This is a genomic window from Deltaproteobacteria bacterium (assembly GCA_019310525.1).
In the GTDB taxonomy this organism is placed as follows: Bacteria; Desulfobacterota; DSM-4660; order Desulfatiglandales; family HGW-15; genus JAFDEE01.
Genome location: JAFDEE010000021.1, coordinates 1 through 24,221, shown reverse-complemented (window position 1 = coordinate 24,221; position 24,221 = coordinate 1). Strand labels below are relative to the sequence as shown.

The window sequence follows — 24,221 nt, the reverse complement described above, 5'->3', positions numbered from 1 at the left end:
TTCCTCAATTGGATAGGTTCAGATCCTTGAAAAGTTCTGATTTCAATTTCTGCATAGTGTTCTCGATAACATTCCTGAAGGCCTCGAGACGGGTCATGACTCCGGCGACCGCGCTGTGTTCGTCCAACTCGAGGATCAAGTAAGGTTTGTCTCCCATAACATGTTTATAGAAGTGCTCGATGAAGGAATCCGCTCCGCAGCCGAAGTTGGTCAAATGAAGGCCGAAGTAGTTAGGCTGCCGCTCGATAAATTTCGCGGTCCTGAGAATCTTGGCCCCGAGTCCCCAATACATGGAAGGGAAGTCTGACATATCAACTTCCGAAACATCAATGAAGTCCATGGGAACGGTGGCGACACCGATCTTACTCAAGTTCCTGCCGAGCCTTAAATTCAACTTCTCATCATATAGATTGTAGGGCCTTCCGGTCACAACTACAAGGGGCCTTTCAGGATCTTGGGCTTCAAGGATCTCCCGGCCCTTGAGATACAATTCCCTTTCAAAACGCTCTTGCCTGTCGATGGCATATTCCAGGGCCTGCCTTATCTGCGCTCGGCTGCGCCCCAGCTTCCGGGAAATCTGCCGGCTCAATTCAATCGCCAGGGTGGAAACATCGTATTTCAAGTGGACAATCGGCTTCAGGAGGCGGCCCCTGTCCAACCCAAGGGCCTCCCGCACCATGTATTGATTCGCCTGAACCATGGGGCAGAAATATCCGGTCTCTTCCTCCCTGGGTGTCGACATATTGATGATAGAAGGCAAGAACAGGAAAGCAGTTTTTCCCGCCAATTCCTTCACGTGTCCGTGGGATACCTTCACGGGGTAACAGGTCTCCGCGGTCATGGCCTCTATTCCCGCACTGGAGATCCGGGTATTGGTGGGTGGAGTGACAACAAGCCTGAATCCCAGGCGGTCGAAAAAGTGGGCCCACAGGACACCCGTCTGAAGAAAGTAAAGGGCCCTCTGCATACCGATCGTCGGACGGCCCTCCACCTCCATCATGGGAGTTTCTCCGATCTCTTCGTACAGGCCGAGCATATAATTCTGCCAGATTTTCTCCCGTAGCTCGAACAAGTTTTCCTCGCTTCGGCCCGTACCACGGGTCACTTCATAGCGGCCGCACTCTCCACCCCAGATACTCTTGCGCCCGTCGAAGTCGTAGATCTTGAGCTTGCACTGGTTATGACAGTTGGGATCTGCACGGCATATCTTTTCCTTGAATTCCATCCTGTCCTCGATGGCACTGCGGAGTCCCCGAAACGACATTCTTCTTTCCGGTTCAAGGGCCATCTTCTCCTCAACACTTATGGCGGCACCGAAAGCTCCGAGCACTTCCCTGTGTTTCGGTACCACGAGACCCCTACCCAGGACTTCTTCAAAGGCCGCTACCACGCCCTTGTTTAAAGAAGGCCCCCCCAGAAACATGACCCTGCGGCCGATCTTTCTCTTGCCAACCACCCGGTTGAGATAGTTGTGGACGATGGCGTAACAAAGACCGGCGATGAGATCCTTGGTAGGTACTCCTTTCTGGTGATATGACACGAGGTCTGATTCCATGAATACGGTGCAGCGCTCGGCCAATTTGATGGGACGATCGGATGAAAGAGCAATCTCCTGGAACTCCTCCACGATATTGATTCCATACTTATTGGCCAGCTCATGAAGGAAGCTCCCCGTACCTGCTGCGCAGACCTTGTTCATATCGAAGTCCAGAGGATAGGCATTGGCGATGTATATGTACTTCGAATCCTGCCCCCCGATCTCGAAAATGGTGTCAATGGTGGAATCGATTTCCACCGCTCCGCGGGCATGGGCCGTTATCTCGTCGATTATCAGGTCGGCATTCAGGAAATCACCTACAACATTTCTCCCCGATCCGGTGGTCGCCACTCCCTTTATATCGATCTTGCCGCCCAAATCATCTCGAATGATCCGGAGGAGTTTCTGTGTCACTTCAATGGGTTTTCCCATGGTATGGACGTAGCTTTTGTGGATAATCTCTCGATGCCCGTCAATCAATGCATACTTCGTGGTCGTGGATCCGATATCGATCCCCAGATAGACGGGGGTCTTGCGGACCAGGGGCCTTCGCTTGATAAGATTGTCTTCGGGAAAGGAGGTCTTTCGGAGTTCCAGCCTGGGGGCGATGGGTAGGTTCGGGCCGGCAGTATCGAACTCCAGCCCTTTCGCCGTGTTAGGGCGGTTTTCAATGCCTGATTCCAGGGCATGGAGAGCCACGCCGAGGGCCCCGATGGAGGTATTAAAACGGGGGACGACCAGGTCAGGGAAGTAGGCCTTGAAGGCCTTAACCTGGAGCGCATTAATGGAAAGGCCTCCGATGAAGAGAATGGGTTCTTCCAGGTGGCGGTTTGATACGATAGTACTCATGTAGTTACGGGCATTACCCACGTGAAGGCCGTAAATGATGTCCTCCAGCCTTTCTCCCTTATTCTGGAGGTGAATCATATCGGACTTTGTAAAAACCGTGCAGCGGCAAGCCACATTGGCAGGCCTTTCGCTCTTGAGTCCCAGCTGAATGAAATCTGCCAGTATGTTGTCGATCTGCTCCTGATCCACGTGGATTTCTTTTTCATAGATGGAGGTTGCCAAGCGCTGGGCCTGCTGGTCTATGAAGGATCCGGTCCCCGATGCACAAGGGCCGTTGGTGGCGAAGTATTCCAGTTCCCATTGACCATCCTGGTGGGTGATCTGAAAAAGGGCTGTGTCCTGTCCTCCCATACTGATTACTGTTCGAACGTCCGGAGACACGTATAAAGCGCCCAAGACCTGGCAAATCGTCTCGAATTCGTAAAAGGCCCCGATTTTTTCGCATATATTCTGCCCGTGGTTTCCCGTAAAAGCAAAGGCCTTGATGTTCTCCTTCCCGAATCTTCCGTACAACTCCCCGATAAGCTGCTGAACTTCTTCTTCCACCTTTCCAAGGTGTCTCTTGTAAGGAGCTTCGAAAACGATATCCCTGTTCTGATTGATCACGATACAATTAAGGCTGACGGAACCCGCATCGATGCCCACATAAAAACTCTCTTTTCCTTCTGCTTCCTTCTCCATGGCCGCTTTTCCTTTTGTTTCATAACCTCTAACTTTGCCCGCCATGTGACTTACCCCCGGTGAGGTTATCGCTGCTCCAATAATGAAAGGACGGCGCTCGGCAGGACCCGGTGCCAGGGTCTTCAGGCCTTCAAAGAGGAAGAGACATAGAAGACATCCCCGCCGTGGTTTTCCCTTGAAAGGCGTCCTTTGTGAACCAACCCCTCGAGTATGCTTTCCGCTTCTTGAGCCCTTATTCCCTGGGTCCTTGCAACATCCTCCGCCCTTACGGGCCTTCTCAAGGCCATTTCCAGGACGTCCGCCGCGAGGCGGTATCTCCTGTCGTGGCCTTTTGCAAAGGAGACGTCGGCGATGATCTCCGACCTCTCTCCCAGAAAACTCTTTATCTTTTCCAACCTCGGCATGTCAAGTGGCAATGCTCCGGCATCCGCCGGTGGGCGCGCCACGGTATTTAGTTGGATCCGGTCCGGACTCAGGCCATCAATGACCTCCTTCAGGCCCTCTATCTCCCGGTCACTGTCGTTCAATCCGGCCAGCAGGATGACTTCCAGGGCGAATTCTCCCTTAAATTCCTTTCTAAGGGCATGCAGCCCGGTGATGATCAACTGTAACCCAAGATCCGGGTGGGGGCGGTGGATGGTTCTGAAGGTCTCTTCGTTGGCAGAGGAAAGGGTCGGCATGATGGTATCCGCTGAAAGGATACCCTCCCTTATATCTTTTTTCCACAGGAGGGATCCGTTCGTCAGCAAGGCGATCTTCGTTTCCGTCATTTTCCTTACGGCCTCCATAATCCGGCCGATTCCCGAATGGAGGGTCGGCTCACCGGATCCCGAAAACGTTACAGCATCAGGCGAGACCGTTTCGAGACTTTTCCGCAATTCATCGATCACCGGTTCGATGGGAACAAGGGACCCCGGCTCTATGATCTTTCGGGTCGTTCTTCCTACCTGGCAATACAGGCAATCGAAGGTACAGGTCTTCCGGGGAACCAGGTCCACTCCAAGGGAAAGGCCCAGCCTCCTGGATGGAACCGGTCCGAAAACGTGAGACATCTTGTCCTCCTGGTTTCATATTTCCAGGGCCCTTGGGCACCGCCTCTCCACCAATCCTTTGGGCCCCATTCTTACAATTCTTAATAAAAATAACCTAGTGGGCTTCCTGCCAGTTCAGACCGATCTTGATGTCGGCCTTGAGGGGAACTTTGAGGGGGTAGACACCTTCCATCTCCTCTTTTACCAGGGTTTTCACTTTCTCGATTTCCGCCTCAGGAACCTCGAAAACCAGTTCGTCATGGACTTGGAGCAGCATCCGGGTCTCCGGGGACTCCTTCTTGAGTCGCTCGTGGATTCGGATCATAGCCTTCTTGATCAAGTCTGCCGCCGTTCCCTGGATAGGGGTATTGACGGCCATTCGTTCCGATTCCGAACGTATGATCCTGTTCTTATGCTCGATGTTGGGCAGGTATCGCCTCCGGTTGAACAGCGTGGTCACGTAGCCTTTCTTCCTGGCTGTCTCTATGGCCTCTTCCCTGTATCTTACCACCCCTGGGTAACGTTTATAGTAAGTATCGATGTAACGCTTAGCCTCTTTTTGTCCGATGCCCAATTCCTCACCAAGTTTTCTCGGGCCCATTCCATAAATGATGCCGAAATTGATGGCCTTTGCAATGCGCCGCATGTCAGGGGTGACCTCATCCGGACTCACCCCCATAATCTCTGCGGCCGTCCGGGTATGAACGTCTTCTCCCTTCCGGAAGGCCTCCAGGAAAGCCCGATCTTCCGAGTAGTGGGCAAAGACGCGGAGTTCCACCTGACTGTAATCGGATGACAGGAGAACATACCCCTGCTCGGCCACGAATCCTTTGCGAATCTCCCGCCCTTCCTCCCCTCGAATGGGAATATTCTGGAGATTGGGATTGCTGCTGCTCAGGCGCCCGGTAGCGGTCACGGTCTGGTTGAAGGACGTGTGGATCCTTCCGGTTGAGGGATCCACAAGCTTCACCAGGGTGTCAAGATAGGTGGATTTCAACTTGGTCAAAAGCCTGTAACGCAGGAGAAGTTTTGGGATCTCATAGGGCAATGCTGCAAGCTGTGTGAGGACCTTCACATCCGTGGAGTAACTTTTGGTCTTTGCGGTCTTCTTGAGGGGGGGGAGTTTCAGCTTCTCAAAAAGGACATAACCGAGTTGCTGGGGTGAATTGATGTTGAACTCCATGCCCGCCTCCTTAAAGATTTTCTTCTCCATCTCCTTGAGTTGCCGCTCGATTCGGCGGGACATGTCTTTGAAAAAATCACTGTCGATCTTGATGCCGACAAATTCCATGTCAATCAATACCGGGACCAACCTCATCTCTAGATCGTAGAAGAGATCTTGGTTGCCGTCCTCCTTAAGGCGGTCCGCCAATACGCGCATGAGGCGAAATGTAATATCGGCGTCCTCGCAGGAGTATTCCTTGGCGTGTTCAAGATCTACCTCAGCAAAGCTGGAGGCTTTCTTTCCCACGACTTCCTTGTAAGTGATCATCTTGTGATCAAGGTAATGCTGGGCGAGGTAGTCAAGGCCGTGCTGCCTAAGGCCCGGATTAATCACATAAGAAGCGATCATGGTGTCAAAGTGGATTCCCTTCAGTTCGACACCGTGTGTCTTAAAAACCAGAGCGTCGTACTTGATGTTCTGCCCTACCTTCCGCACACCCTCCTCTTCCAGAACAGGTTTGAGGATTTCAAGGGCCCGCGCAAGGTCGACCTGTTCCGAATCTTCGCCGGTCTTGTGGGCCAGGGGCAGATAGTAAGCCTTTTTCTCTTCAAAGCAGAAAGAGATGCCCACCAGTCGGGCCTTCAGAGGATCTTCGCTGGTCGTCTCTGTATCAATACTCAGGATCCTCTTCCTTTCGATTTCCAGTAAGAGTCTACGAAGTTCGTTCTCTGAAAGACAAAGACGGTAATCCTTCCTCCCTGAGTCCTTTCGGGTCGCGAATTGATCCCAAAGTGATCGAAATTCCAACTCCCGGAAGATCTTGGCAAGGACCTCCCCGTCCGGTTCCCCAACTCTCATGTCAGGGATATCCACATCAAGGGGGACGTCACAGTCGATGGTCACCAACTGCTTGCTCAAAAGGGCCTGTTCCTTTGAAACCCGGAGGTTTTCCTGCAACTTTTTCCCCTTGATCTCTTCCAGGTGATCGAAGACTCCTTCCAGATTCTGAAACTGTTTGATGAGCTTGACCGCCGTTTTTTCTCCCACACCCGGGACGCCGGGAATGTTGTCGGAATAATCGCCTGAAAGACCCATGACATCTATCACCTGCGAGGGGTCCAAACCGAACTCCGCCTTGAAGGTCTCCATGTCCGTTTCCCGGTCCTTCATCGTATCCCAAAGGGATATCCGGGGCGAGAGGAGCTGGCGAAAATCCTTGTCCCCCGTAACGATCACGACCCGCCATCCATCTCTTTCCGCCCTCCTGGCCAAGGTCCCTAAGATATCATCCGCCTCGAACCCTTCCTTTTCGATCATCGTTACGTTCAACCCTTTTACAAAGGCATGGATATAAGGTATCTGGGCGCTGAGGTCCTCGGGCATGGGGGGCCTGTTGGCCTTGTACATATCATAGAGTTCGTGCCGAAAAGTGGGTCCCTTTGCATCAAAGGCGATGGCCATGTAGTTCGGTTTCCTATCCTCAATGAGTTTCAGGATCATCTTCACGAAACCAAAGACGGCGTTGGTTGGTAATCCCCTTGAATTGGCAAGGTTCCCTATAGCGTGATAGGCCCGATGGATATAGGAACTACCGTCGACCAGGTAAATTGTATCCCGTTCTTGTTTCATGGTTGGTGAACCTTTTGCTATTAGTCCGCCCTCAAAGCCTCTTTAATGAAGCTCTCCAGCTTGCAATGGAATATCTTGATCTGAATTACGACGGAGCCAAACCCGCTTCCCAGCAAAACGGATCTGGATATTCTCTCTATGAATGGGCAAGACACTGCGAAGGTGATGCGAGATGACTTTTGTAAGAGAGCGTTAGCTCCAAAGAAATTCGGCGTCACCTCGGGAGGATCTTCAATATTCGGCACTCCTCTGGCAGGGGGTACAGGGCTGGGCGGGCAGGTGAAGCCAAATCTCATCTCATCCTCGGCACTTATAACCCCTCGGGCTATGGAAGGTAAAATCCGCTCGCGCTATTTCCGGAAATCGTGAACACCGCCCACTCCTGGAGGCGCGTCATCGAGACCTTTGAAAAATGCCCCCTTTTGCCCAATCTTCCGCCTTTGCTATGGCTCCGGCGTGACAAGCCGCACCAGAGGCGGACAAGCTGCGTCAGACTCAAACCGGGGACCCACCAGAAGGGTGGGGAGTCCAAGCGCAGCGAGGACAAATTTTAACCCAAATTATGCGTTAATGCTGAAATTTATCTTTATTACAATATGTTAAAGCATCCTGACAGCACCTGATGGGTGAAGGGTAAAGGGATGTTCCCTCCGCTACGTTCGCTACGCCGTCCATGGCTCCGCTCACTGCCGATTTTGGCCCTTCCGCTCTCCCTGCCTGCGGCAGGCAGGCTGCTCCAGAGCCAAAATAGGCCGCTCCGGGAAAATCCCTTTACCCTTCTTTGGACAAGCGTTCACGCATAATTTGGGTTTAATCCTCGAAATATTCAATGTATGGTGCCTCTGCCGCTTGGCGTCCCAAGCGGGGCGGTTAAAATCTTCACCTTCCCCTCCGGGGCGTAGGCCTTACGGGCCGGAGGCTTGACCTTGAACAAAATTGCCTGCTTTTTATGTATGGACACTACTTTGCGTATTCCACCGCCCTGGTTTCTCTTATAACGGTCACCTTGATCTGTCCTGGATAGGTGAGTTCTCGTTCGATTTTCTTGGCGATATCTTTACACAGGAGAAAAGATTTGTCGTCGTTAATCACCTTTCCCTCAACCATGATCCTTATTTCGCGTCCCGCCTGGATCGCATAGGATTTAGTGACGCCGTTGAACGACATGGCGATCCTTTCCAAGTCTTCGAGCCTCTTCACATAGGACTCAAGCATCTCTTGGCGGGCACCGGGACGCGCCCCGGACAAGGTATCAGCGGCCTGGACGAGAACGGCAAGAGGAGTTTCCGGAGGGATCTCTTCGTGGTGCGCAGCAATTGCGTGGACCACAGCCTCCGATTCTCCGTATTTTTTCGCAAGATCGGCCCCTATTGCGGCATGGGGGCCTTCGACCTCATGATCCACGGCCTTTCCGATATCGTGGAGCAGTCCCGCCCGCTTGGCCTGTTTCACGTTGAGGCCCAGTTCCGCGGCCATCACTCCGCAAATAAAGCTTACTTCCTTGGAATGCTGCAGCACATTCTGCGCATAGCTTGAGCGGTACTTCAGGCGACCGATCAATTTCACCAGTTCCGGATCGATCCCATGGACACCCACATCGAAGGTCGCCTGCTCTCCAGCCTCCTTGATGCTTTCCTCGATTTCCTTGTTGACCTTTTCAACGACTTCCTCTATCCGGGCCGGGTGAATCCGTCCATCCTCGATCAGCCGCTCCAGAGATATTTTCGCCACCTCCCTCCTCACGGGGTTGAACCCAGAGAGAATTACCGCTTCAGGGGTGTCGTCAATTATCACATCAATGCCTGTCGCAGCTTCAATGGCCCGGATGTTTCGCCCTTCCCGCCCGATAATCCTGCCCTTCATCTCTTCGTTGGGCAGATTTACTACGCTGACCGTTCGTTCAGTTACATATTCGCCGGCATACCGCTTGATTGCCAGGGCGAGAATCTCCTGGGATTTCCTGTTGGCTTCCTCCCTCGCCTCATTCTCTATCCTTCGAATCATTTTTGCCGATTCATGCCTGGCCTCTTCCATCATGGATTCCATGAGCAGATTCTTGGCCTCACCACTGGAAATTCCCGCGATTCTCTCCAGTTCCCGCCTCTGTTCCTCGATGAGTCTTTCATATTCGTTGATCTTTTCTCGAATGCCTGCTTCCTTTTTGTCCAACTCCTTCTCACGGTTGGCAAGTCTTTTTTCTCTGTTTTCATACTGTTCTATCTTTTTTTCCAGGCTCTCTTCTTTGTTGAAAAGTCGCTTCTCCTGGGCCTTCAGCTGTTCTATCTTTTCCTTGGTATCCTTCTCAAATTCCACCTTCATTTGATAGAAGGTGTCTTTGGCCTTGATCATGGCCTCTTTCTTGATGGTCTTTGCCTTCTGGTGGGCCTCGTTGATTATCTTTTTTGAATAGTTGCGAATAGAGTCAAATTGACTTTCAACGATCCTTTTCCGGGCCCAGAAACCGATAATAAGACCCAGAATGATTCCGACAACAGCGGAACCAAGCATTTGAAAGATTGTCATGATAAACCATCCTTTATATAGCCTGAGGCAACCCCAGCACTCTCCGGTCGAATCCGCTGGCTCCGGTCCAAAGCGGAGCAGGGATTGCGGCTGGGCGCTGCCGCGGACATTATTGAGATAACAGGGTTAAAAACAATTTTATTTTAAGCGGATCGGGAAAATCCTACGCCACTGACCGGGAATCAAACCTTCTCCCGGGGTCGAGATCAATGCAGCTTCCGTGATCCGACTACCATCGAAAAAGATCCCTTCCGAAAAAAAATAAAACACAGGGCTGGCGGTCAGCACACACTTTTCCCGACTCCATGTAATTTCTCTGCGGACCGGTCTTTCCTCAAAAAGGCCTTTCCCGGCATTCTCCATCGCACTCAACATGCCGTGTCCAGCATGGATGAGAGATATGTATTTTCGGAATTCAGGCAAATAGAGGAAGAGATTGGATCAGTTGAGACCGGGCGGGACAAGGGAGTTTTTCCCCTGAACCTGAGAAATGCCGCAATAATGAAATATGGCAGTGGGTTATGGTCTCCCCTCTGGGTTTGAGAATTTAGTCTAGGGTCACAAGTTCAGTATCGCGAGTGGTCTTGGAACTGGATTGACGTGTGGATTCCCGAACCCCGCGGCACCGACCAAACATCGTTCCCTTTTATATTCCAAGGCCGGCCTCTGCGACCCTACCGTGAATCTTTGGACAACCCTCAAGGGCTCTCTTCCTCCGTCTCCCCCGCATTCCGCGCATATACCCCAAAAGGGAGCGGTAAAAGAACGGCCTCCCAGCAAAAAACCGGAGTCAACTGATTGAAGAATCGATAGTGAAAATCAAGGATTCCGTCCTCTGTTTTATCTGTTTCAATAACGCTTCTTTTTCCTTCAAGAGTTGGAAATAGTCACCGGCTATATTCAATGCTGCAAGAATAGCTGCTTTTTTCTCAGACAGACCTTCGGAGGTATCATAAATCTCTTTCAATTTCGAATTCACGTATTCCGCTATTCTCTTTACCTCCTGTTCGTTTTCACCACCCTTTACCAGGTACTCATGTTCACGGATCCTGACCTTTACAGGCTCCATCGCTTCCCTATCCTCGAAATCATCTTTGATATAGCCTAACCCTATTGTTGGATCGGATACATTTCAATAAATCAGTTGTCCGATCTCTACCCGGAAAGACATCCTCTGCCTCTCCCAAACCCAGGGAAAGGGAATCCGACCTTGAGGCCTAATCTTCACAGCCCGCCCCCTTGGGCGGGCCAAACTCACTAGATTTCGAGCTGTTCGATCTTTTCCAACAAGGAAACGATCTTCTGTTTTGCATTGTCCCTGGCCGCCTTGAAATTTTCCAACTCGCTCGTCAGATTGCTGATCTTTTCTTCCTGAATCTGTAATTTCTCAAGGAAAGAGTCCCGTTCCCGTTTCAGTGAAGCGATACGCTTGATCATGGAATCAATTTTTTGCTCCAGCAATTCAAACTGATCGATCTCTTCCACAATATCCATAACGCCCCTTCTAAAAGAATAAGATTTTGTTTTTATTGCTTATATTTGAAATTGCATGAATGCACGCATTGTATCTTCCATAAATTCAAACGTCAATAAAAAAGGCAAGTCAATAACTTGCCTTTTTTAACCCAAATTCAGTAATAGCAATGAATCATATGTTTTTTTGAGCAACCTTGATCCTCGCTATAGCCCGCTGGAGGGCCGCCTCCGCCATCATAAACTCAACGTCATCGGGTCCTGTATAAGATTCGAGTCTTTTCTTGGCCCGCTCCAGGGCCTTCTTCGCCCTTTCCAAATCGATTTCAGCAGCCTTCTCGGCAGCATCCACCAATATGGAAACCTTGTTGTTCGAAACCTCGGCAAATCCATTGGTCACTGCGATGGATTCCTCTTTGGTTCCACTGGAAAAACGCAACTCTCCCGGGATCACACCGGAGAGGAAAAGAACGTGTCCCGGCAGGACGCCGAATTCACCCTCCGAACCCGGAACGATAACAGTATCCACCTCCTGGCTGACCACTACCCTTTCCGGGGTGACCACTTCTAAAAATAATGTATTATCCATGGACTTTTAACCCCTATCAAGTGCTCATCCATAACCATAAATGGCCAAGTTTCGAAATCTTTGCACCCGCGCCTGTGCCGTGCTGTGCCGTGTTCGGCAAACGGGGAAATCTGCGAATTCTCTGTATGACGTACTACAGTACCTCTCGGAGTAATCCTTTGAGACCTTTGAAAAACGCCCCCTTTTGCCCAACCTCTGTGTCAGGCTCAAACCGGGAACCTGCTGCAAAGCAGGGAGACTCCACCTTCGCCAGCACGAAAAATTGGAAACACCCTAGTGCCGAAAATTTGATTATTGATGGACGGCACTATCTAGGCGGAAGCCATTTCCTTCGCCCTTTCAACCACTTCGTCGATTCCACCTGCCATGTAAAAGGCGGCCTCAGGCAGATCGTCGTGTTTTCCTTCGATGATCTCCTTGAAGCCCCGAATGGTTTCATTTACGGGCACATACTTGCCTTTTCGACCGGTGAAAGTTTCCGCGACATGGAAGGGTTGAGAGAGGAATCTCTGGATTCTCCGGGCCCTTGCTACGGTCAACTTGTCTTCGTCGGAGAGTTCGTCCATTCCCAGAATGGCGATTATATCCTGCAAGTCTTTATATTTTTGCAGAATCTGCTGTGTCTGCCTCGCGACCTGATAGTGCTCCTCTCCAAGGACATTGGGGTCCAAGATCCTTGAAGTGGAATCCAGGGGGTCAACGGCCGGATAAATTCCCAGCTCTGCAATCGGCCTGGAGAGCACCACCGTCCCGTCGAGGTGGGCAAAGGTGGTAGCAGGTGCAGGGTCGGTCAGGTCATCAGCGGGCACGTATACGCACTGTACTGATGTAATCGATCCCTTGGTCGTTGAGGTGATTCTTTCCTGCAGCTCACCAAGGTCGGTCCCCAGCGTGGGCTGGTACCCGACCGCTGAAGGCATGCGTCCGAGAAGGGCGGACACTTCCGATCCCGCCTGGGTGAAACGGAAAATATTGTCGATGAAAAGAAGGACGTCCTGCCCTTGCTCATCCCGATAATACTCAGCCGCCGTCAAGGCTGAAAGAGCGACGCGGGCCCTGGCTCCCGGGGGCTCAGTCATCTGCCCGTAAATCAGTGCGGCCTTGTTGATGACGCCGGACTCCTTCATTTCCAAGTAGAGGTCATTGCCCTCGCGGGTCCTTTCGCCCACGCCAGCGAAAACGCTGATACCTCCATGTTCCATGGCGATATTGTGAATCATCTCCATCATGATGACGGTCTTACCGACACCGGCACCACCGAACATCCCCATCTTTCCCCCTCTGGGGAAGGGCACCAGCAGATCAATAACCTTGACACCCGTCTCGAGCACCTTCACCGACGTATCCTGCTCCACGAAGGAGGGGGCATGACGATGTATGGGCCGATATTCTTTGGTCTCGATCGGCCCAAGACCGTCTACGGGTCTACCCACGACATTGAGGACGCGCCCGAGAATGGGATCACCGGCAGGCATCATGATCGGATTGCCGGTATTCTTGACCCTCATACCTCGAACCAAACCGTCCGTCGTATCCATGGCGATGCATCGGACGACATTATCACCCAGATGCTGTGCCACTTCAATAACCAGATTGTCTTCCGTATCATCGATCGTCGGGTTTGTAACAAGCAGTGCCGTGAATATCGCCGGCAATTCCCCCTCGGCAAATTCAACGTCGACTACGGGCCCCATCACTTGTATTAGCTTGCCCTCATTCATCGTAAGTAAAGACCTCCTTATGTCTCCGTAGTTTCTCTTGGCATTCCGGTCTTCTGGAAAAGAAACCCTCCCTTGCCCGGGTAACTCCCCTGCCCGGGTAACTCCCCCTACCTGAGTGCCTCCGCACCACCAACGATATCCATGAGCTCCGCCGTAATAGCGGCCTGGCGGGCCTTGTTATAGACCAAGGTCAGATTCTGGATCATATCGGTGCAATTGCTGGTGGCATTATCCATCGCCGCCATTCGAGCTGCATGCTCGCTTGTCTCATTCTGTAAAAAAGCATTGTAAAGCTGGACATTGATATGTTTGGGGAGCAGCTCGACAAGGAGTCTTTCCGCATCCGGCTCGCACAGGTATTCCGCCATCTCTCCCGTCTCCTCGTCGGCTTGGGGAGGTTCGATGGGGATCAACTTGACCAGCGTTGGCTCCTGTTTGGCCATGCTGAAAAAATGTGTATACATCATATACACTTCATCAATCTCGTCGGAAAGGAATCGATCGATCAGATCACCAGCCATCTGGCTGACGAATCCCATGTCCAGGACTCCGTAAACGTTGACATGGCTGACGGTAATGGGATAGCCCCGCTTTCGGAAAAAGTCCCGGCCTTTCTTTCCCACCACGGTCAGGCTGCATTCCAGATCCCTCGCCTGTTGTTCCTTGATCCATTTCTCAGCCTTTGTGAGGGTATTCATATTGAAGCTGCCGCACAGCCCCCTGTCGGCCGAAAAATGGAGGAGTTCGACCTTCCTGACGTTCTCCTTGGCCACGAGCAGCGGATGGATATCAGGATCGATCCGGCTTGCCAGATTTCCGAGTACCTCGGCGAATTTTCTGGCATAGGGTTCGAAACTCTCCATCTTTCCCTGGACATTGCGCAGCTTGGCCGCGGCCACCATGTTCATCGCCCTTGTAATCTGCTTCGTCTTCTTAACGGCAGCTATCTTGCGCTGGATATCTCTTAATGTCGCCATATAAATTCACCCGAGATTCAATACGATTTAGGTAGTAGGCTGAAAAATGCCCTTGAACTCGTCCAGGGCCTTCTTGAGCTTCTCCTCCAGTTCGTCGCTGATGTCATTTTTTTCACGGATTTCCTGGAGAAGATCCCCGTACTTGCTCTCCATGAATTCCAACATTTGTTTCTCGTATTCGCTCACGGCCTCCACAGGCCACTCATCCAGGTATCCCTGAGAACCCGCAAACAGGATCACGACCTCCTTTTCAGCGGGCATGGGTTGATACTGGGGTTGCTTCAGAACCTCGACGAGTCGTCTTCCTCTCTCCAGTTGGCGCTGGGTCGCCTTGTCCAGGTCGCTTCCAAACTGCGCGAAGGCTTCCAATTCGCGGAACTGGGCCATGTCCAAACGCAGACTCCCGCCCACCTTCCTCATGGCCTTTGTCTGCGCGGCGCCTCCGACCCGGGAAACGGAAAGACCCACGTTGATGGCGGGCCGCACACCGGAGAAAAACAGACCCGGCTCCAGGTATACCTGCCCGTCGGTAATAGAGATAACGTTGGTCGGGATGTAGGCGGACACGTCACCGGCTTGGGTCTCTATGATGGGCAGGGCGGTAAGGGACCCACCCCCCAGTTCGTCGTTCAACTTGGCAGCCCGCTCCAGCAGCCTGGAATGATTGTAAAAGATATCCCCCGGAAAGGCCTCGCGTCCGGGAGGCCGTCTGAGAAGCAGTGAAACCTGCCTGTAGGCGACGGCCTGCTTGGAGAGGTCGTCGTAAATGATCAGGGCATGCTTTCCATTGTCCCTGTAATATTCGCCGATCGCGCACCCTGCATAGGGGGCGATATACTGCTGGGTCGCGGGGTCGCTGGCGCATGCGGCTACCACCGTGGTGTACTCCATGGCCCCGTGCTTCCTGAGCACGTCCACCACCTGGGCAACGGTGGATTTCTTCTGCCCCACCGCCACATAGATACAATAAACATCGGTGTTCTTCTGGTTGATGATAGCGTCCACCCCGAGGGCCGTCTTACCGATCTGCCTGTCACCGATGATCAATTCCCTCTGACCCCTTCCGATGGGAGTCATGGCATCGATTGCCTTTATACCGGTATACATAGGCTCGCTTACGGGTTGGCGGGCGATGACGCCCGGGGCCACCATCTCTATACGGCGGAACTCCGTGGCATTGATGGGGCCTTTCCCGTCCAGAGGCGCCCCCACCGCATCAATCACGCGACCAAGGACTGCCTCGCCTACGGGGATCTGGGCGATCCTTCCCGTGCGCTTGACTACGTCGCCCTCTTTGATCTTGGTATCGTCCCCCATGATCGCCACGCCCACGTTGTCCTCTTCCAGATTAAGGCAGAGTCCGTAGATACCGCCCGGAAGTTCGAGCATTTCCATGGCCATGGCATTCTGGACACCATAGACCCGAGCGACACCGTCACCAACGGACAGGACCGTGCCGGTTTCACTCATCTCCACCTTTCTCTCGTAATCCTTAATCTGGCCCCTGATTACCTGACTGATTTCTTCTGCTCTGATTTCCATTAGCTGTATCCACCCCTCTTTAAGGATTCTCTAAGCCCTTCCAGCTGGGCCTTAATGCTGCCATCAATGACCAAGTCTCCGATTTTCACGACGATACCGCCGATCAAGCTGCTGTCCTCCTTAACGTCGATCTTGACGTCCTTGGAAGTCAGCTCCCCGAGGGTCTTTTTGAGCTTCGCCTGGGCCTCCTCCTTCAACGGCTTGGGAGAGAAAACCTCGGCCCGGGCTACGCCCGCGAGTTCATCCTCTAGTTTCTGGTATAGATCGGCAATTTCTTCTATCCCCCCGATCCGCTTTTTTTCCAACAGGAGGAAGAGGAAATTCTTGACTGTATCGGCGAAACCGCTCTTTTCAAGGATGGCTTCCAGTATCTTCTGTCGATCTTCCACGGGAAACACAAGATTGGTGATAACTTGGTAAAATTCCTGGTTATCCCTGCAAAAGTCAACGAACTCCCGGAGATTCTCCCCGTATTCCTGATACCGGCCGTCCTCCTGGCCGAGACTCAGCAGGGCTTTGGCGTACCTTTTGGCGACCTTTGAGCTGATCAATGTATCTTCTCCACCCTTTCTATGAATTCATCCACTAAGTGGTCCTGATCCTTCTCTGTCAATTCACTCGCAATGATCTCCCGGGCCTTTTCGGCCGCAAGATCCACCACCTCACTCTTCAACCGCTCCTTGGCTGCTTTCATTTCCTGCTGGATCGTCAGTTCGGCCTGCTCGATAATAGTTTTGACCCTCTCCTTGGCCTCAGCGATGATTCTCTCCTTTTCAGCGATTCCTTCGGCCTTGAACTGTTCGAGAATATCCCGTTTTTTGGCCTCGAACTCTTTGAGCCTCCGTTCAACATCCCTGAACTTGCTTTCGGCCTCTTCCTTTTCTCTTTTCAATTCCTCCAGTTTCCGCTTGATCTCCGCGCTCCTGGAAGAAAAAAACTCTTTGACGCCGCTTTTCCTGACGGCCCAGATGAGAATCACCATCAATAGGACGAAATTGAGAATACGCTTCGCCAAATCGATCAAGTCCGCCGAACGATCTCCTCCACCATGTCCCTCCGCGGCCACAGCTATTCCACCGCAAAGAAAGGCGAGGGCCGAAACAACGAACAGGCTCAAAAACAAGAAGCGGCGGGCGCGATCTCCCTTTCCAGCCATCTCAGATGCTCCTTCCCAATACTTTTTCCGCCAATTCCCTTGAAAAAGCTCCCACCTCTTCCTCCAGAGCCCGGCGCACCTTTTCCATACTCTGCTCAATCTCCTGTTTGGCCTTTTCAATCCGCTCATTGGCCGTTGAGGAGGCCTTTTGGAGCATGCCGCGTTCCTCTTCCAGCCCCTCGCTCTTGATATTTTCCTTGGCTTGGTATCCTTCCCGCCTGGTCCCCAGGATGTTGGCTTCAAGTTCTTGCTGATACCGGCTGAATTTCTCCAGGAACTGGTCGATCGACCCCTGGAATGACCCCATCTCCTCTTCTCGTTTTCGAAGCATGCCCCGAATGGGCCGATAGAGAAAAATATTCAACAGAAATAATAGGACCAAAAAGTTGGCGATCTGGATGAAGAGAGTATAGTCAGGTATGATCATGGCTTTTCCGTTCCGTTCTCTAGTCGGGTTTCTTTTTACCTAATGCCCATCCAAACCTTCATTGAACGTTTTTCAAAGGTCTCTGTGCCAGCTGGAGCCCGCAACGTTTCGGCCTCGATACGAAACTGGCCCTATCTGCCAGAAAATTTAAGGAAAATCAAGGGGGAAAAGCGGTTTATGAATCTTATGGGTTGCGGAGACGGGCTTTGATCTAAACCATGCCGTCCTGTTAAACATCTTGTGCAAAGAATCCCCGGCCTACCGGGTACTCTGGATATGGCCTAGTTGATCACCGCCAGTTTTTTGTCATGGGAATCAACAGGTTCCCGCATGCGGCAATTGCCCTCGAAAATCACCCCCTCATCGATTATTACCGTCGGGGCCTGAATATTTCCAAAAACCTTTCCGGGGGCATGGATCTGGATACGCTCTCCCGCCACAATATTTCCCCGAATCTCTCCGCTTATAATGATATTGGCGACACTGACCTCTGACTCGATGACCGCAGTCTCCCCCACGATGAGAGTCCCATCCGTGACGATCTCCCCCCTGAATCTACCATCAATACGAACAGTACCCGAAAAGGTCAGTTTTCCCTCGAATTCCGTATTCTTACCCAAGAAGGCGTTGATTTCGTCTCTCTTTTTCATATCTTTACCGCAATGATTCAGCAGCTTCCCTTACCATACAGATATTCCTATTGCAAGTAAAATTATTGAAACATGAAACGCCTCATACTGATGTTCATCAATAGACCAAGGCCGGCCATGGTCGAAACCGTGGAAGACCCGCCGTAGCTGAACATCACCAGAGGAATCCCCACCACGGGTAACAATCCTGTGGTCATACTGACGTTGATGACCAGTTGCCAAAAGATGATCGCCACGATTCCCAGGGCGATCATGGTCCCGAACCGATCCTTCGAGTTTTTCGCAATGTTGATCCCCCACAGCATGAGGAGAAAATAAAGCAAGAGCAAGATGACCGAGCCCACGAACCCCCATTCCTCCGCCAACACCGAAAAGGCAAAATCCGTGTGTTGTTCCGGGAGGAAATGGAGACGGGTCTGGGTGCCTTTCAAGTATCCTTTTCCCCAGAACAACCCCGAACCTATCGCGATCTTGGACTGATTGATATGATAACCGGCTCCAAGGGGATCCATGTCCGGCCGAAGAAAAGTCAAAATCCGTTTTTGTTGATAGTCCTTCAAATTGATCCAGATAAAGGGTGCGGCGATGATCCCCGAAAGGATGAGGATCAGGAAGGAACGCCACTTGATCTTGGCGAAGAGGATCATGGAAAAGGATACCGTGACCAGCACAAGGGCGGTACCCAGGTCCGGTTCTTTCAGGATAAGGACAGCGGGGACGGCCATATAAAGGAAAGGCCTCCACAGATCTCTAAGTCGGTACTCGTAGACTTGACCCTGTTCGTTGAAGAACTTGGCAAGAATCAAGACCATGGAGAGCTTTGCCAGTTCCGAGGGTTGTACTGCCAGTCCGCCGAGACTGATCCATCTCTGGGAACCTGAGCGGATATCCCCGACAACAAAAACAAGGATCAGGAGTCCGATGGAAACCAGATATACCGGATAGGCCAATCTCTCCAGCAAATGGTAATCAAAGGTCGTCATTACCAACAGCACCGCAAAACCGATGATAAACCAGTAGATCTGTTTCAGAAAAATCTGGCTCCCTCCCGACTCCCTGATGGGATAGGTGGCGCTGTAAAGGTTCAATACGCTGATCACCGCCAGAATGGCCAGTATCAGCAGGAGGATCCAATCAAAATTCTGAAGGAGTCGTCTATCGAACATCATTATGGCTTTCTCATTCTTTTGCATGGGTGCCGAAGGGAGCCTTCAGCACCTTGTTTGGGCCCGATCAGTTTGTAAGCCCTGTCTGCTGAGGCCGCGTTCCGGCGTCCGCGACACGTTTGCCGGTAAAATAGGCCTCGATGAGTCTTCCGGCGATCGGTGCGGCAGCACTTCCCCCGTGACCCCCGTTTTCCACCAGGACCGCAATGGCCAACCTGGGATGTTCTGCAGGTGCCACGGCCACGAACCAGGCATGATCTCTGAATTCGGGAGGCACCTCCCCCCCGGCTTTTGCGATCTTTTCCTTCTCCAGGGTTACGACCTGGGCCGTTCCGGTCTTTCCGGCCACCGTGATACCCTTGACCTTGGCCCTCCTGCCGGTCCCCCTGGGTTCGTTCACCACGCCCACGAGCGCATACTTGATCAATTCGAGATTTTCAGGCTTGGCATTCAAGCGCCTTTTGAGGACCGGTTTGAATTCACGGATCATCCGTCCATCCTTACCGACCCATTTAATGACCTGCGGCTGGTAAAGCACTCCCCCGTTGAAAATCGCTGCGATCATCAAGGCCATTTGCAGCGGTGTCACCAGCACATAGCTCTGCCCGATGGACGTGGAAATGGTCTCTCCGGGCTGCCAGGGGATTCCCCACCTCTTGAGTTTCCAACGGGTTGTCGGGATGAGTCCCGGCTTGTCCATTCCCAGATCAAAACCCGGCCTATGACCAAGCCCGAGCCTTTCGGCGTACTCGGCGATCTTGTCCACCCCCAGCCGGCGTCCCAGCTTGTAAAAGTAGACATCGCAGGACTGAACCAAAGCATCGTGAAGGGCCATTGGGCCATGCCCCCCCCGCTTCCAGCAGCGATAAGATCTCCTTCCAACAGTGTAGCTGCCGTTGCAAAAAACCTCTTCTGACGGATCCAGGATGCCTTCCTCCAGCCCCGCCAGGGCCACCACGATCTTGAACACGGATCCCGGGGGATACTGGCCGGCAATGGCCCTGTTCTGGAGAGGAGAATCTTTGCTGGATACGATCCGTCTCCATTCCTTCGGATCAATTCCCCTGATGAAAAGATTTGGATCAAAGGCCGGACGACTCGCCATGGCCAGGATCTCTCCGGTACCGGGATCAAGGGCTACAACCGCCCCCTTTTTGCCATTAAGACATTCCTCAGCCAGGATCTGCAGATCCTTGTCCAGGGTCAGTGCGATGTTCGCACCTGAGACAGGGGGCTTGCGGGATATCACCCTCAACTTGCGACCGGCCGCATCCACCTCCACCTGTTCACCTCCCCGGAAGCCGTTGAGTTGTTTCTGCCAGCACATCTCAACCCCGTATTTCCCTATGAGATCCCCTCGCTTGTTGTCCGGGTACCGGCCGCTGGCCAGTTGGGTTTCACTGATCTCCCCCAGGTAACCGATGACGTGGGAGGCGAATTTTCCGAAAAGATAGTTCCGTTGGGGTTTGACCTGAATCATGACTCCGGGAAGATTGTAGAGATTGGTCTCCACCCGGGCCAATTCAGGCCAGCCAAGATCCCTCTTGATGAGAACGGGTCTAAAGGGATACTTGCGACCTGCCGAAAGCCGCTGAAGCGCCTGTTCACGGTCAAGATCCGCCAATTCCCCCAAATTGTCCAGAAGTTTGTCCTTGTCCTGGACGTCCTCCGGAATGATGTACATGTCATAAGAGGGACGATTGTCCACGAGCAGATCGCCTTGACGGTCGAATATCATGCCGCGGAAAGGAGGAATGTCCTGGAGACGTATACGATTGTTTTCCGATTTGATCCGATACTCGGACCCTTTTATCAACTGGAGATACCACAGGCGGAATACCAGGGCGAAAAAGACGAACACCACGAGCAGACTGACGAGTTTCAATCTGTTGTTGAAAATCTCGGCGGTGTGGGGTTCAAAACTGGAACTCTTTTTCACCGGGTCCTATCCTCATTCTTTGTGTTTGAAACCGGATCACCAAGGCGGCCGAACGGGCGAAACGGCCTTCTCCTCATTCACCGACCTGACGCTTGCGGGCTTCCGTCAATTTGCGGTGATATCTATTCAGAAGAAAAAAAACAAGCGGGGCAAGTAGACCTGAACACAAGGCCGAGAAGGTAATGGGCTTGAGCATTTCCAGGTGAAAACCCTCCCGGAGGGAAAAGGCTGTCACGAAGCTCATGAAAAGCACTCCTTTGATCCACACTCCAAGGCCTACAAGGATGAATATACTGCTTGGGGAATGGGTATCGAAGAAACGTGTTCCCACACGCATAGCCGAGAGTGAAAGGAGTTGAAGCGTCGTGAAAAGGCCCAGCACTCCCCCTGAATAACAGTCAATCAGGAGTCCCGTTCCGAAGGCGAAGGCCCCTGAAGCCAACTGACCCACGAATACCAGGAGATAGGCGGCCAGGATTGTGGGGAAGTCCACGTAAAACGAGATGCCCAGCCGGTTGGCCGCGTTACCCTGAGTGAGCACAACCAGGAACCCTAAGAGCCATATCAAAAAACACTGTCCCGAAGCTATTCCGCGCGTTCGCTTAATATGGGATCCTCCTTTAAAAGGATCAGCACCTCTTCGAGCTTGGCAAAGTCAACCGCAGGCCTGACCTTGATATCCAGGAACAGTTCACTCGGCCTGCTGTTCACTTCCACCACCCTTCCCACAGGCAGACCCTTGGGGAACACTCTGCCCATCCCGGAGGTCACCACCCTGTCCCCGACGTTTACATCTCCTGTTTTCACCACATAGTTCAACTCGCAGGACTCCTCTGAAATTCCTTTGACGATCCCCTTTTCCCTGGAACGCTGGATGAGGCTGTCCACGGCGCTGTTCTGATCGACTATCAACAGTACCTTGGCATAATCGGGGGAAACAGATACCAGCCTTCCCACAACGCCCTCGGCGTTTACGACCGGCATATTCACCCTCAGACCGTCCTTTCTTCCCTTGTCAATGATAATGGACCTGAACCACCCGGATGGATCTCTTCCGATGACCTGGGCGGCAATACCGGGCCAGTGGAATGTCTGGGAAAAATGTAACAGCTCCTGAAGGCGCCTGTTGGTGGCGATTAATTCCCGGCATCGATCGTTTTCCATCTTGAGGGACAGGATTTCCCTCTTCAACCGATCGTTTTCCTCCTGAAGGCCGACCAGGGCGAAGTACTTGAACCACAAGCCCTCAATGAAACGGATGTTCCAGGTGATGAACTTCTGCAGGGGGGCGGTGATCTCGATGACAGCCTGCTCAAGCGGGTTCCAGGAATGTTTTTTCCCCAGATTTGAGGAAAGCAGGAACAGGGCCAATACAACGAAAAGGATCCATATCCAGTTCTTCTTGGGTGATTTTATACTTGGCAACGATTGAACCTGACCGGGTTGATTTTGGCCCGAAACCCCGGGTGACATCGTACCGGGGGCGGACCCATTCCGGATGAAAAATCCGCTTCTATCTTACTTGATCGCAACTTCCCTCAGGATGGCGATATTATCGAGGGCCTTGCCGGACCCGAGAACCACAGCCGAAAGAGGATCGTCGGTGATCGTAATGGGAAGCTTGGTCTCTTCCCTGAGGAGAATATCAAGGTTTTTCAAAAGCGAACCGCCTCCTGTGAGGACGATCCCCCGATCTACGATATCCGCCGCCAGTTCCGGAGGGGTCTGTTCCAGAGCGATACGGACGGTCTCCACGATGGTCTCCACTTGCTCGGAGATGGATTTTCGCACCTCGTCCGAATCGATGGTCAGTATTTTCGGTATCCCGGTGACCAGGTCGCGGCCCTTTACCTCGATGGTTTCCACCTGCTCGCCCGGGTAGGCGTTCCCAATGGTTGTCTTTATGATCTCCGCGGTCCCGTGCCCTATAAGCAGATTGTATTTCCGCTTGATATGTTGCAAAATGGCGTCATCCATCTTGTCGCCAGCCACTCTAACGGACTTGCTGTAAACGATGCCAGCGAGGGAAATAACCGCCACTTCCGTCGTCCCTCCCCCTATGTCCACGACCATGTTCGCAGTCGGTTCGGTTATGGGAAGACCGGCCCCGATAGCGGCCGCCATGGGTTCTTCGATGAGGTAGACTTCCCGGGCGCCTGCCGATTCAGCAGACTCCCTCACGGCCCGCTTCTCCACCTGGGTGATTCCGGAAGGGACACAGATGATGATACGGGGCCGGACCATCTTCGTACGATTGTGGACCTTCCTGATGAAATGGCGGAGCATGGCCTCGGTGATCTCGAAGTCGGCGATGACCCCGTCCTTCATGGGTCGGATGGCTACGATATTGCCGGGAGTGCGCCCAAGCATCATCTTGGCTTCCTTTCCGACCGCCAACACCTTGTTTGCGCCCCGTCCGTCCTTGCGGACAGCCACCACAGAGGGCTCACTCAGTACAATGCCCTTTCCCTTCACGTAGACACAGGTGTTCGCTGTTCCCAGGTCGATCGCCAGATCATTGGAAAAAATCCCTAGGATGGGATCCAATAGCATGGTCCATTTCTCCTTTCATCCTCGTGTAATGATTGCCCGCAAGGGGCTAATGATTGCCCGCAAGGGGCCCTTCCTTTCAAGCCCTGCCCTTGAACCCGACCTCTTTTCTGAGAGATATCCGATTCCGGCCCTGTCAAGGTCTTCTAATAAAGAAACAATCAAGCTCCACAACTGCTTTAAATAGTGTCCATCCATAAATGGCCAATTTCCGCAATCTTCCGCCTCCGCCACGGCTACTGCGTGACAGGCTGCGTCAGGCTCAAACCGGGGACCCACCCGTTGGGTGGGGAGTCCAAGCGTAGCGCGGACAAATTTTAATCCTCGAAATACTTCAATGTATTCCTGCGGTTAAAATTTTCGCCTTCCTTGACCTTGCACAAATTTTCTTATTTATGGATGGACACTAACTAAAAAGTAATATTGCAAGATTCGGGTTAAAAGTTAAGTTTCTTATCGGCCCTCTTCAAGAGGAATTATTTAAGCATAAAGCTTCAGGACCCAGGATGCAAGGATTTATGGTCGAAAGCGCCTGATGTCTCCCCTCCCGTCTGAATCCCCCGCCCTTCGTTCGCCTCGTTCCGGAAAATTTTCAACAGACACCTGATCAAGCCCC

The 24,221-nt window shown here is 52.3% G+C and carries 20 protein-coding genes; all 20 read right to left on the bottom strand.

Annotated elements, in window-relative coordinates:
- Positions 1–4: 4 nt before the first annotated feature.
- The 20 genes from JRF57_05660 to JRF57_05565 all read right to left on the bottom strand — a co-directional run bounded on the left by JRF57_05660 (position 5) and on the right by JRF57_05565 (position 23,608).
- Positions 5–3,067, bottom strand: coding sequence for a CoA activase (locus JRF57_05660; GenBank protein MBW2303183.1), 3,063 nt, complete (start codon positions 3,065–3,067; stop codon positions 5–7).
- Between the two features lie 122 nt (positions 3,068–3,189).
- Positions 3,190–4,119 carry a radical SAM protein gene (locus JRF57_05655; protein ID MBW2303182.1) on the bottom strand — a complete coding sequence of 310 codons (930 nt, stop codon included), beginning with the start codon at positions 4,117–4,119 and terminating at the stop codon, positions 3,190–3,192.
- Between the two features lie 94 nt (positions 4,120–4,213).
- Positions 4,214–6,892: a DNA polymerase I gene (polA, locus tag JRF57_05650; protein MBW2303181.1), complete on the bottom strand. Its 2,679-nt coding sequence runs from the start codon at positions 6,890–6,892 to the stop codon at positions 4,214–4,216.
- Positions 6,893–6,912: 20 nt separating this feature from the next.
- The gene (locus JRF57_05645) at positions 6,913–7,188 is read right to left on the bottom strand and encodes a hypothetical protein (GenBank protein ID MBW2303180.1); all 276 of its coding nucleotides are present in this window, start codon (positions 7,186–7,188) and stop codon (positions 6,913–6,915) included.
- Between the two features lie 664 nt (positions 7,189–7,852).
- Positions 7,853–9,400 (bottom strand): ribonuclease Y, encoded by a 1,548-nt coding sequence (rny, locus tag JRF57_05640; protein MBW2303179.1) that lies wholly within the window; start codon positions 9,398–9,400, stop codon positions 7,853–7,855.
- A gap of 805 nt (positions 9,401–10,205) precedes the next feature.
- Positions 10,206–10,484: a cell division protein ZapA gene (locus JRF57_05635; GenBank protein MBW2303178.1), complete on the bottom strand. Its 279-nt coding sequence runs from the start codon at positions 10,482–10,484 to the stop codon at positions 10,206–10,208.
- Between the two features lie 188 nt (positions 10,485–10,672).
- Positions 10,673–10,909 carry a cell division protein ZapB gene (gene zapB / locus JRF57_05630; GenBank protein ID MBW2303177.1) on the bottom strand — a complete coding sequence of 79 codons (237 nt, stop codon included), beginning with the start codon at positions 10,907–10,909 and terminating at the stop codon, positions 10,673–10,675.
- Between the two features lie 154 nt (positions 10,910–11,063).
- Complete coding sequence (locus JRF57_05625) at positions 11,064–11,477, bottom strand: F0F1 ATP synthase subunit epsilon (protein ID MBW2303176.1); 414 nt, start codon at positions 11,475–11,477, stop codon at positions 11,064–11,066.
- A gap of 311 nt (positions 11,478–11,788) precedes the next feature.
- Positions 11,789–13,198 carry a F0F1 ATP synthase subunit beta gene (atpD, locus tag JRF57_05620; protein ID MBW2303175.1) on the bottom strand — a complete coding sequence of 470 codons (1,410 nt, stop codon included), beginning with the start codon at positions 13,196–13,198 and terminating at the stop codon, positions 11,789–11,791.
- A gap of 107 nt (positions 13,199–13,305) precedes the next feature.
- On the bottom strand, positions 13,306–14,175 hold the full coding sequence (gene atpG, locus JRF57_05615) for an ATP synthase F1 subunit gamma (GenBank protein ID MBW2303174.1): 870 nt from the start codon (positions 14,173–14,175) through the stop codon (positions 13,306–13,308).
- A 27-nt stretch (positions 14,176–14,202) separates the two neighbouring features.
- The gene (locus tag JRF57_05610) at positions 14,203–15,717 is read right to left on the bottom strand and encodes a F0F1 ATP synthase subunit alpha (GenBank protein ID MBW2303173.1); all 1,515 of its coding nucleotides are present in this window, start codon (positions 15,715–15,717) and stop codon (positions 14,203–14,205) included.
- Complete coding sequence (gene atpH / locus JRF57_05605) at positions 15,717–16,268, bottom strand: ATP synthase F1 subunit delta (protein ID MBW2303172.1); 552 nt, start codon at positions 16,266–16,268, stop codon at positions 15,717–15,719. The genes JRF57_05610 and atpH overlap by 1 nt, the downstream gene beginning before the upstream one ends.
- Positions 16,265–16,873: an ATP synthase F0 subunit B gene (locus tag JRF57_05600; protein MBW2303171.1), complete on the bottom strand. Its 609-nt coding sequence runs from the start codon at positions 16,871–16,873 to the stop codon at positions 16,265–16,267. The genes atpH and JRF57_05600 overlap by 4 nt, the downstream gene beginning before the upstream one ends.
- 1 nt (position 16,874) lies before the next feature.
- A complete protein-coding gene (locus JRF57_05595) occupies positions 16,875–17,300 on the bottom strand; it encodes a hypothetical protein (GenBank protein MBW2303170.1) in 426 nt (141 codons plus the stop codon).
- 281 nt (positions 17,301–17,581) lie between these two features.
- Positions 17,582–17,950, bottom strand: a complete 369-nt coding sequence (locus JRF57_05590) for a polymer-forming cytoskeletal protein (protein ID MBW2303169.1) — start codon at positions 17,948–17,950, stop codon at positions 17,582–17,584.
- 62 nt (positions 17,951–18,012) lie between these two features.
- The gene (gene rodA, locus JRF57_05585; GenBank protein MBW2303168.1) at positions 18,013–19,116 is read right to left on the bottom strand and encodes a rod shape-determining protein RodA; all 1,104 of its coding nucleotides are present in this window, start codon (positions 19,114–19,116) and stop codon (positions 18,013–18,015) included.
- A 67-nt stretch (positions 19,117–19,183) separates the two neighbouring features.
- Positions 19,184–21,055, bottom strand: a complete 1,872-nt coding sequence (mrdA, locus tag JRF57_05580) for a penicillin-binding protein 2 (GenBank protein ID MBW2303167.1) — start codon at positions 21,053–21,055, stop codon at positions 19,184–19,186.
- Positions 21,056–21,128: 73 nt separating this feature from the next.
- Positions 21,129–21,623, bottom strand: coding sequence for a hypothetical protein (locus JRF57_05575; GenBank protein MBW2303166.1), 495 nt, complete (start codon positions 21,621–21,623; stop codon positions 21,129–21,131).
- Positions 21,624–21,640: 17 nt separating this feature from the next.
- Positions 21,641–22,480 carry a rod shape-determining protein MreC gene (gene mreC / locus JRF57_05570; protein ID MBW2303165.1) on the bottom strand — a complete coding sequence of 280 codons (840 nt, stop codon included), beginning with the start codon at positions 22,478–22,480 and terminating at the stop codon, positions 21,641–21,643.
- A gap of 93 nt (positions 22,481–22,573) precedes the next feature.
- The gene (locus JRF57_05565) at positions 22,574–23,608 is read right to left on the bottom strand and encodes a rod shape-determining protein (GenBank protein MBW2303164.1); all 1,035 of its coding nucleotides are present in this window, start codon (positions 23,606–23,608) and stop codon (positions 22,574–22,576) included.
- Positions 23,609–24,221 lie beyond the last annotated feature (613 nt).

Excerpts from the sequence above, each read along its gene's own strand:
- JRF57_05660 (MBW2303183.1), bottom strand. The coding sequence starts at position 3,067 with ATGGAGAAGGAAGCAGAAGGAAAAGAGAGTTTTTATGTGGGCATCGAT.
- JRF57_05655 (MBW2303182.1), bottom strand. The coding sequence starts at position 4,119 with ATGTCTCACGTTTTCGGACCGGTTCCATCCAGGAGGCTGGGCCTTTCC.
- polA (MBW2303181.1), bottom strand. The coding sequence starts at position 6,892 with ATGAAACAAGAACGGGATACAATTTACCTGGTCGACGGTAGTTCCTAT.
- JRF57_05645 (MBW2303180.1), bottom strand. The coding sequence starts at position 7,188 with ATGAGATTTGGCTTCACCTGCCCGCCCAGCCCTGTACCCCCTGCCAGA.
- rny (MBW2303179.1), bottom strand. The coding sequence starts at position 9,400 with ATGCTTGGTTCCGCTGTTGTCGGAATCATTCTGGGTCTTATTATCGGT.
- JRF57_05635 (MBW2303178.1), bottom strand. The coding sequence starts at position 10,484 with ATGGAGCCTGTAAAGGTCAGGATCCGTGAACATGAGTACCTGGTAAAG.
- zapB (MBW2303177.1), bottom strand. The coding sequence starts at position 10,909 with ATGGATATTGTGGAAGAGATCGATCAGTTTGAATTGCTGGAGCAAAAA.
- JRF57_05625 (MBW2303176.1), bottom strand. The coding sequence starts at position 11,477 with ATGGATAATACATTATTTTTAGAAGTGGTCACCCCGGAAAGGGTAGTG.
- atpD (MBW2303175.1), bottom strand. The coding sequence starts at position 13,198 with ATGAATGAGGGCAAGCTAATACAAGTGATGGGGCCCGTAGTCGACGTT.
- atpG (MBW2303174.1), bottom strand. The coding sequence starts at position 14,175 with ATGGCGACATTAAGAGATATCCAGCGCAAGATAGCTGCCGTTAAGAAG.
- JRF57_05610 (MBW2303173.1), bottom strand. The coding sequence starts at position 15,717 with ATGGAAATCAGAGCAGAAGAAATCAGTCAGGTAATCAGGGGCCAGATT.
- JRF57_05600 (MBW2303171.1), bottom strand. The coding sequence starts at position 16,873 with ATGGCTGGAAAGGGAGATCGCGCCCGCCGCTTCTTGTTTTTGAGCCTG.
- JRF57_05595 (MBW2303170.1), bottom strand. The coding sequence starts at position 17,300 with ATGATCATACCTGACTATACTCTCTTCATCCAGATCGCCAACTTTTTG.
- JRF57_05590 (MBW2303169.1), bottom strand. The coding sequence starts at position 17,950 with ATGAAAAAGAGAGACGAAATCAACGCCTTCTTGGGTAAGAATACGGAA.
- rodA (MBW2303168.1), bottom strand. The coding sequence starts at position 19,116 with ATGTTCGATAGACGACTCCTTCAGAATTTTGATTGGATCCTCCTGCTG.
- JRF57_05565 (MBW2303164.1), bottom strand. The coding sequence starts at position 23,608 with ATGCTATTGGATCCCATCCTAGGGATTTTTTCCAATGATCTGGCGATC.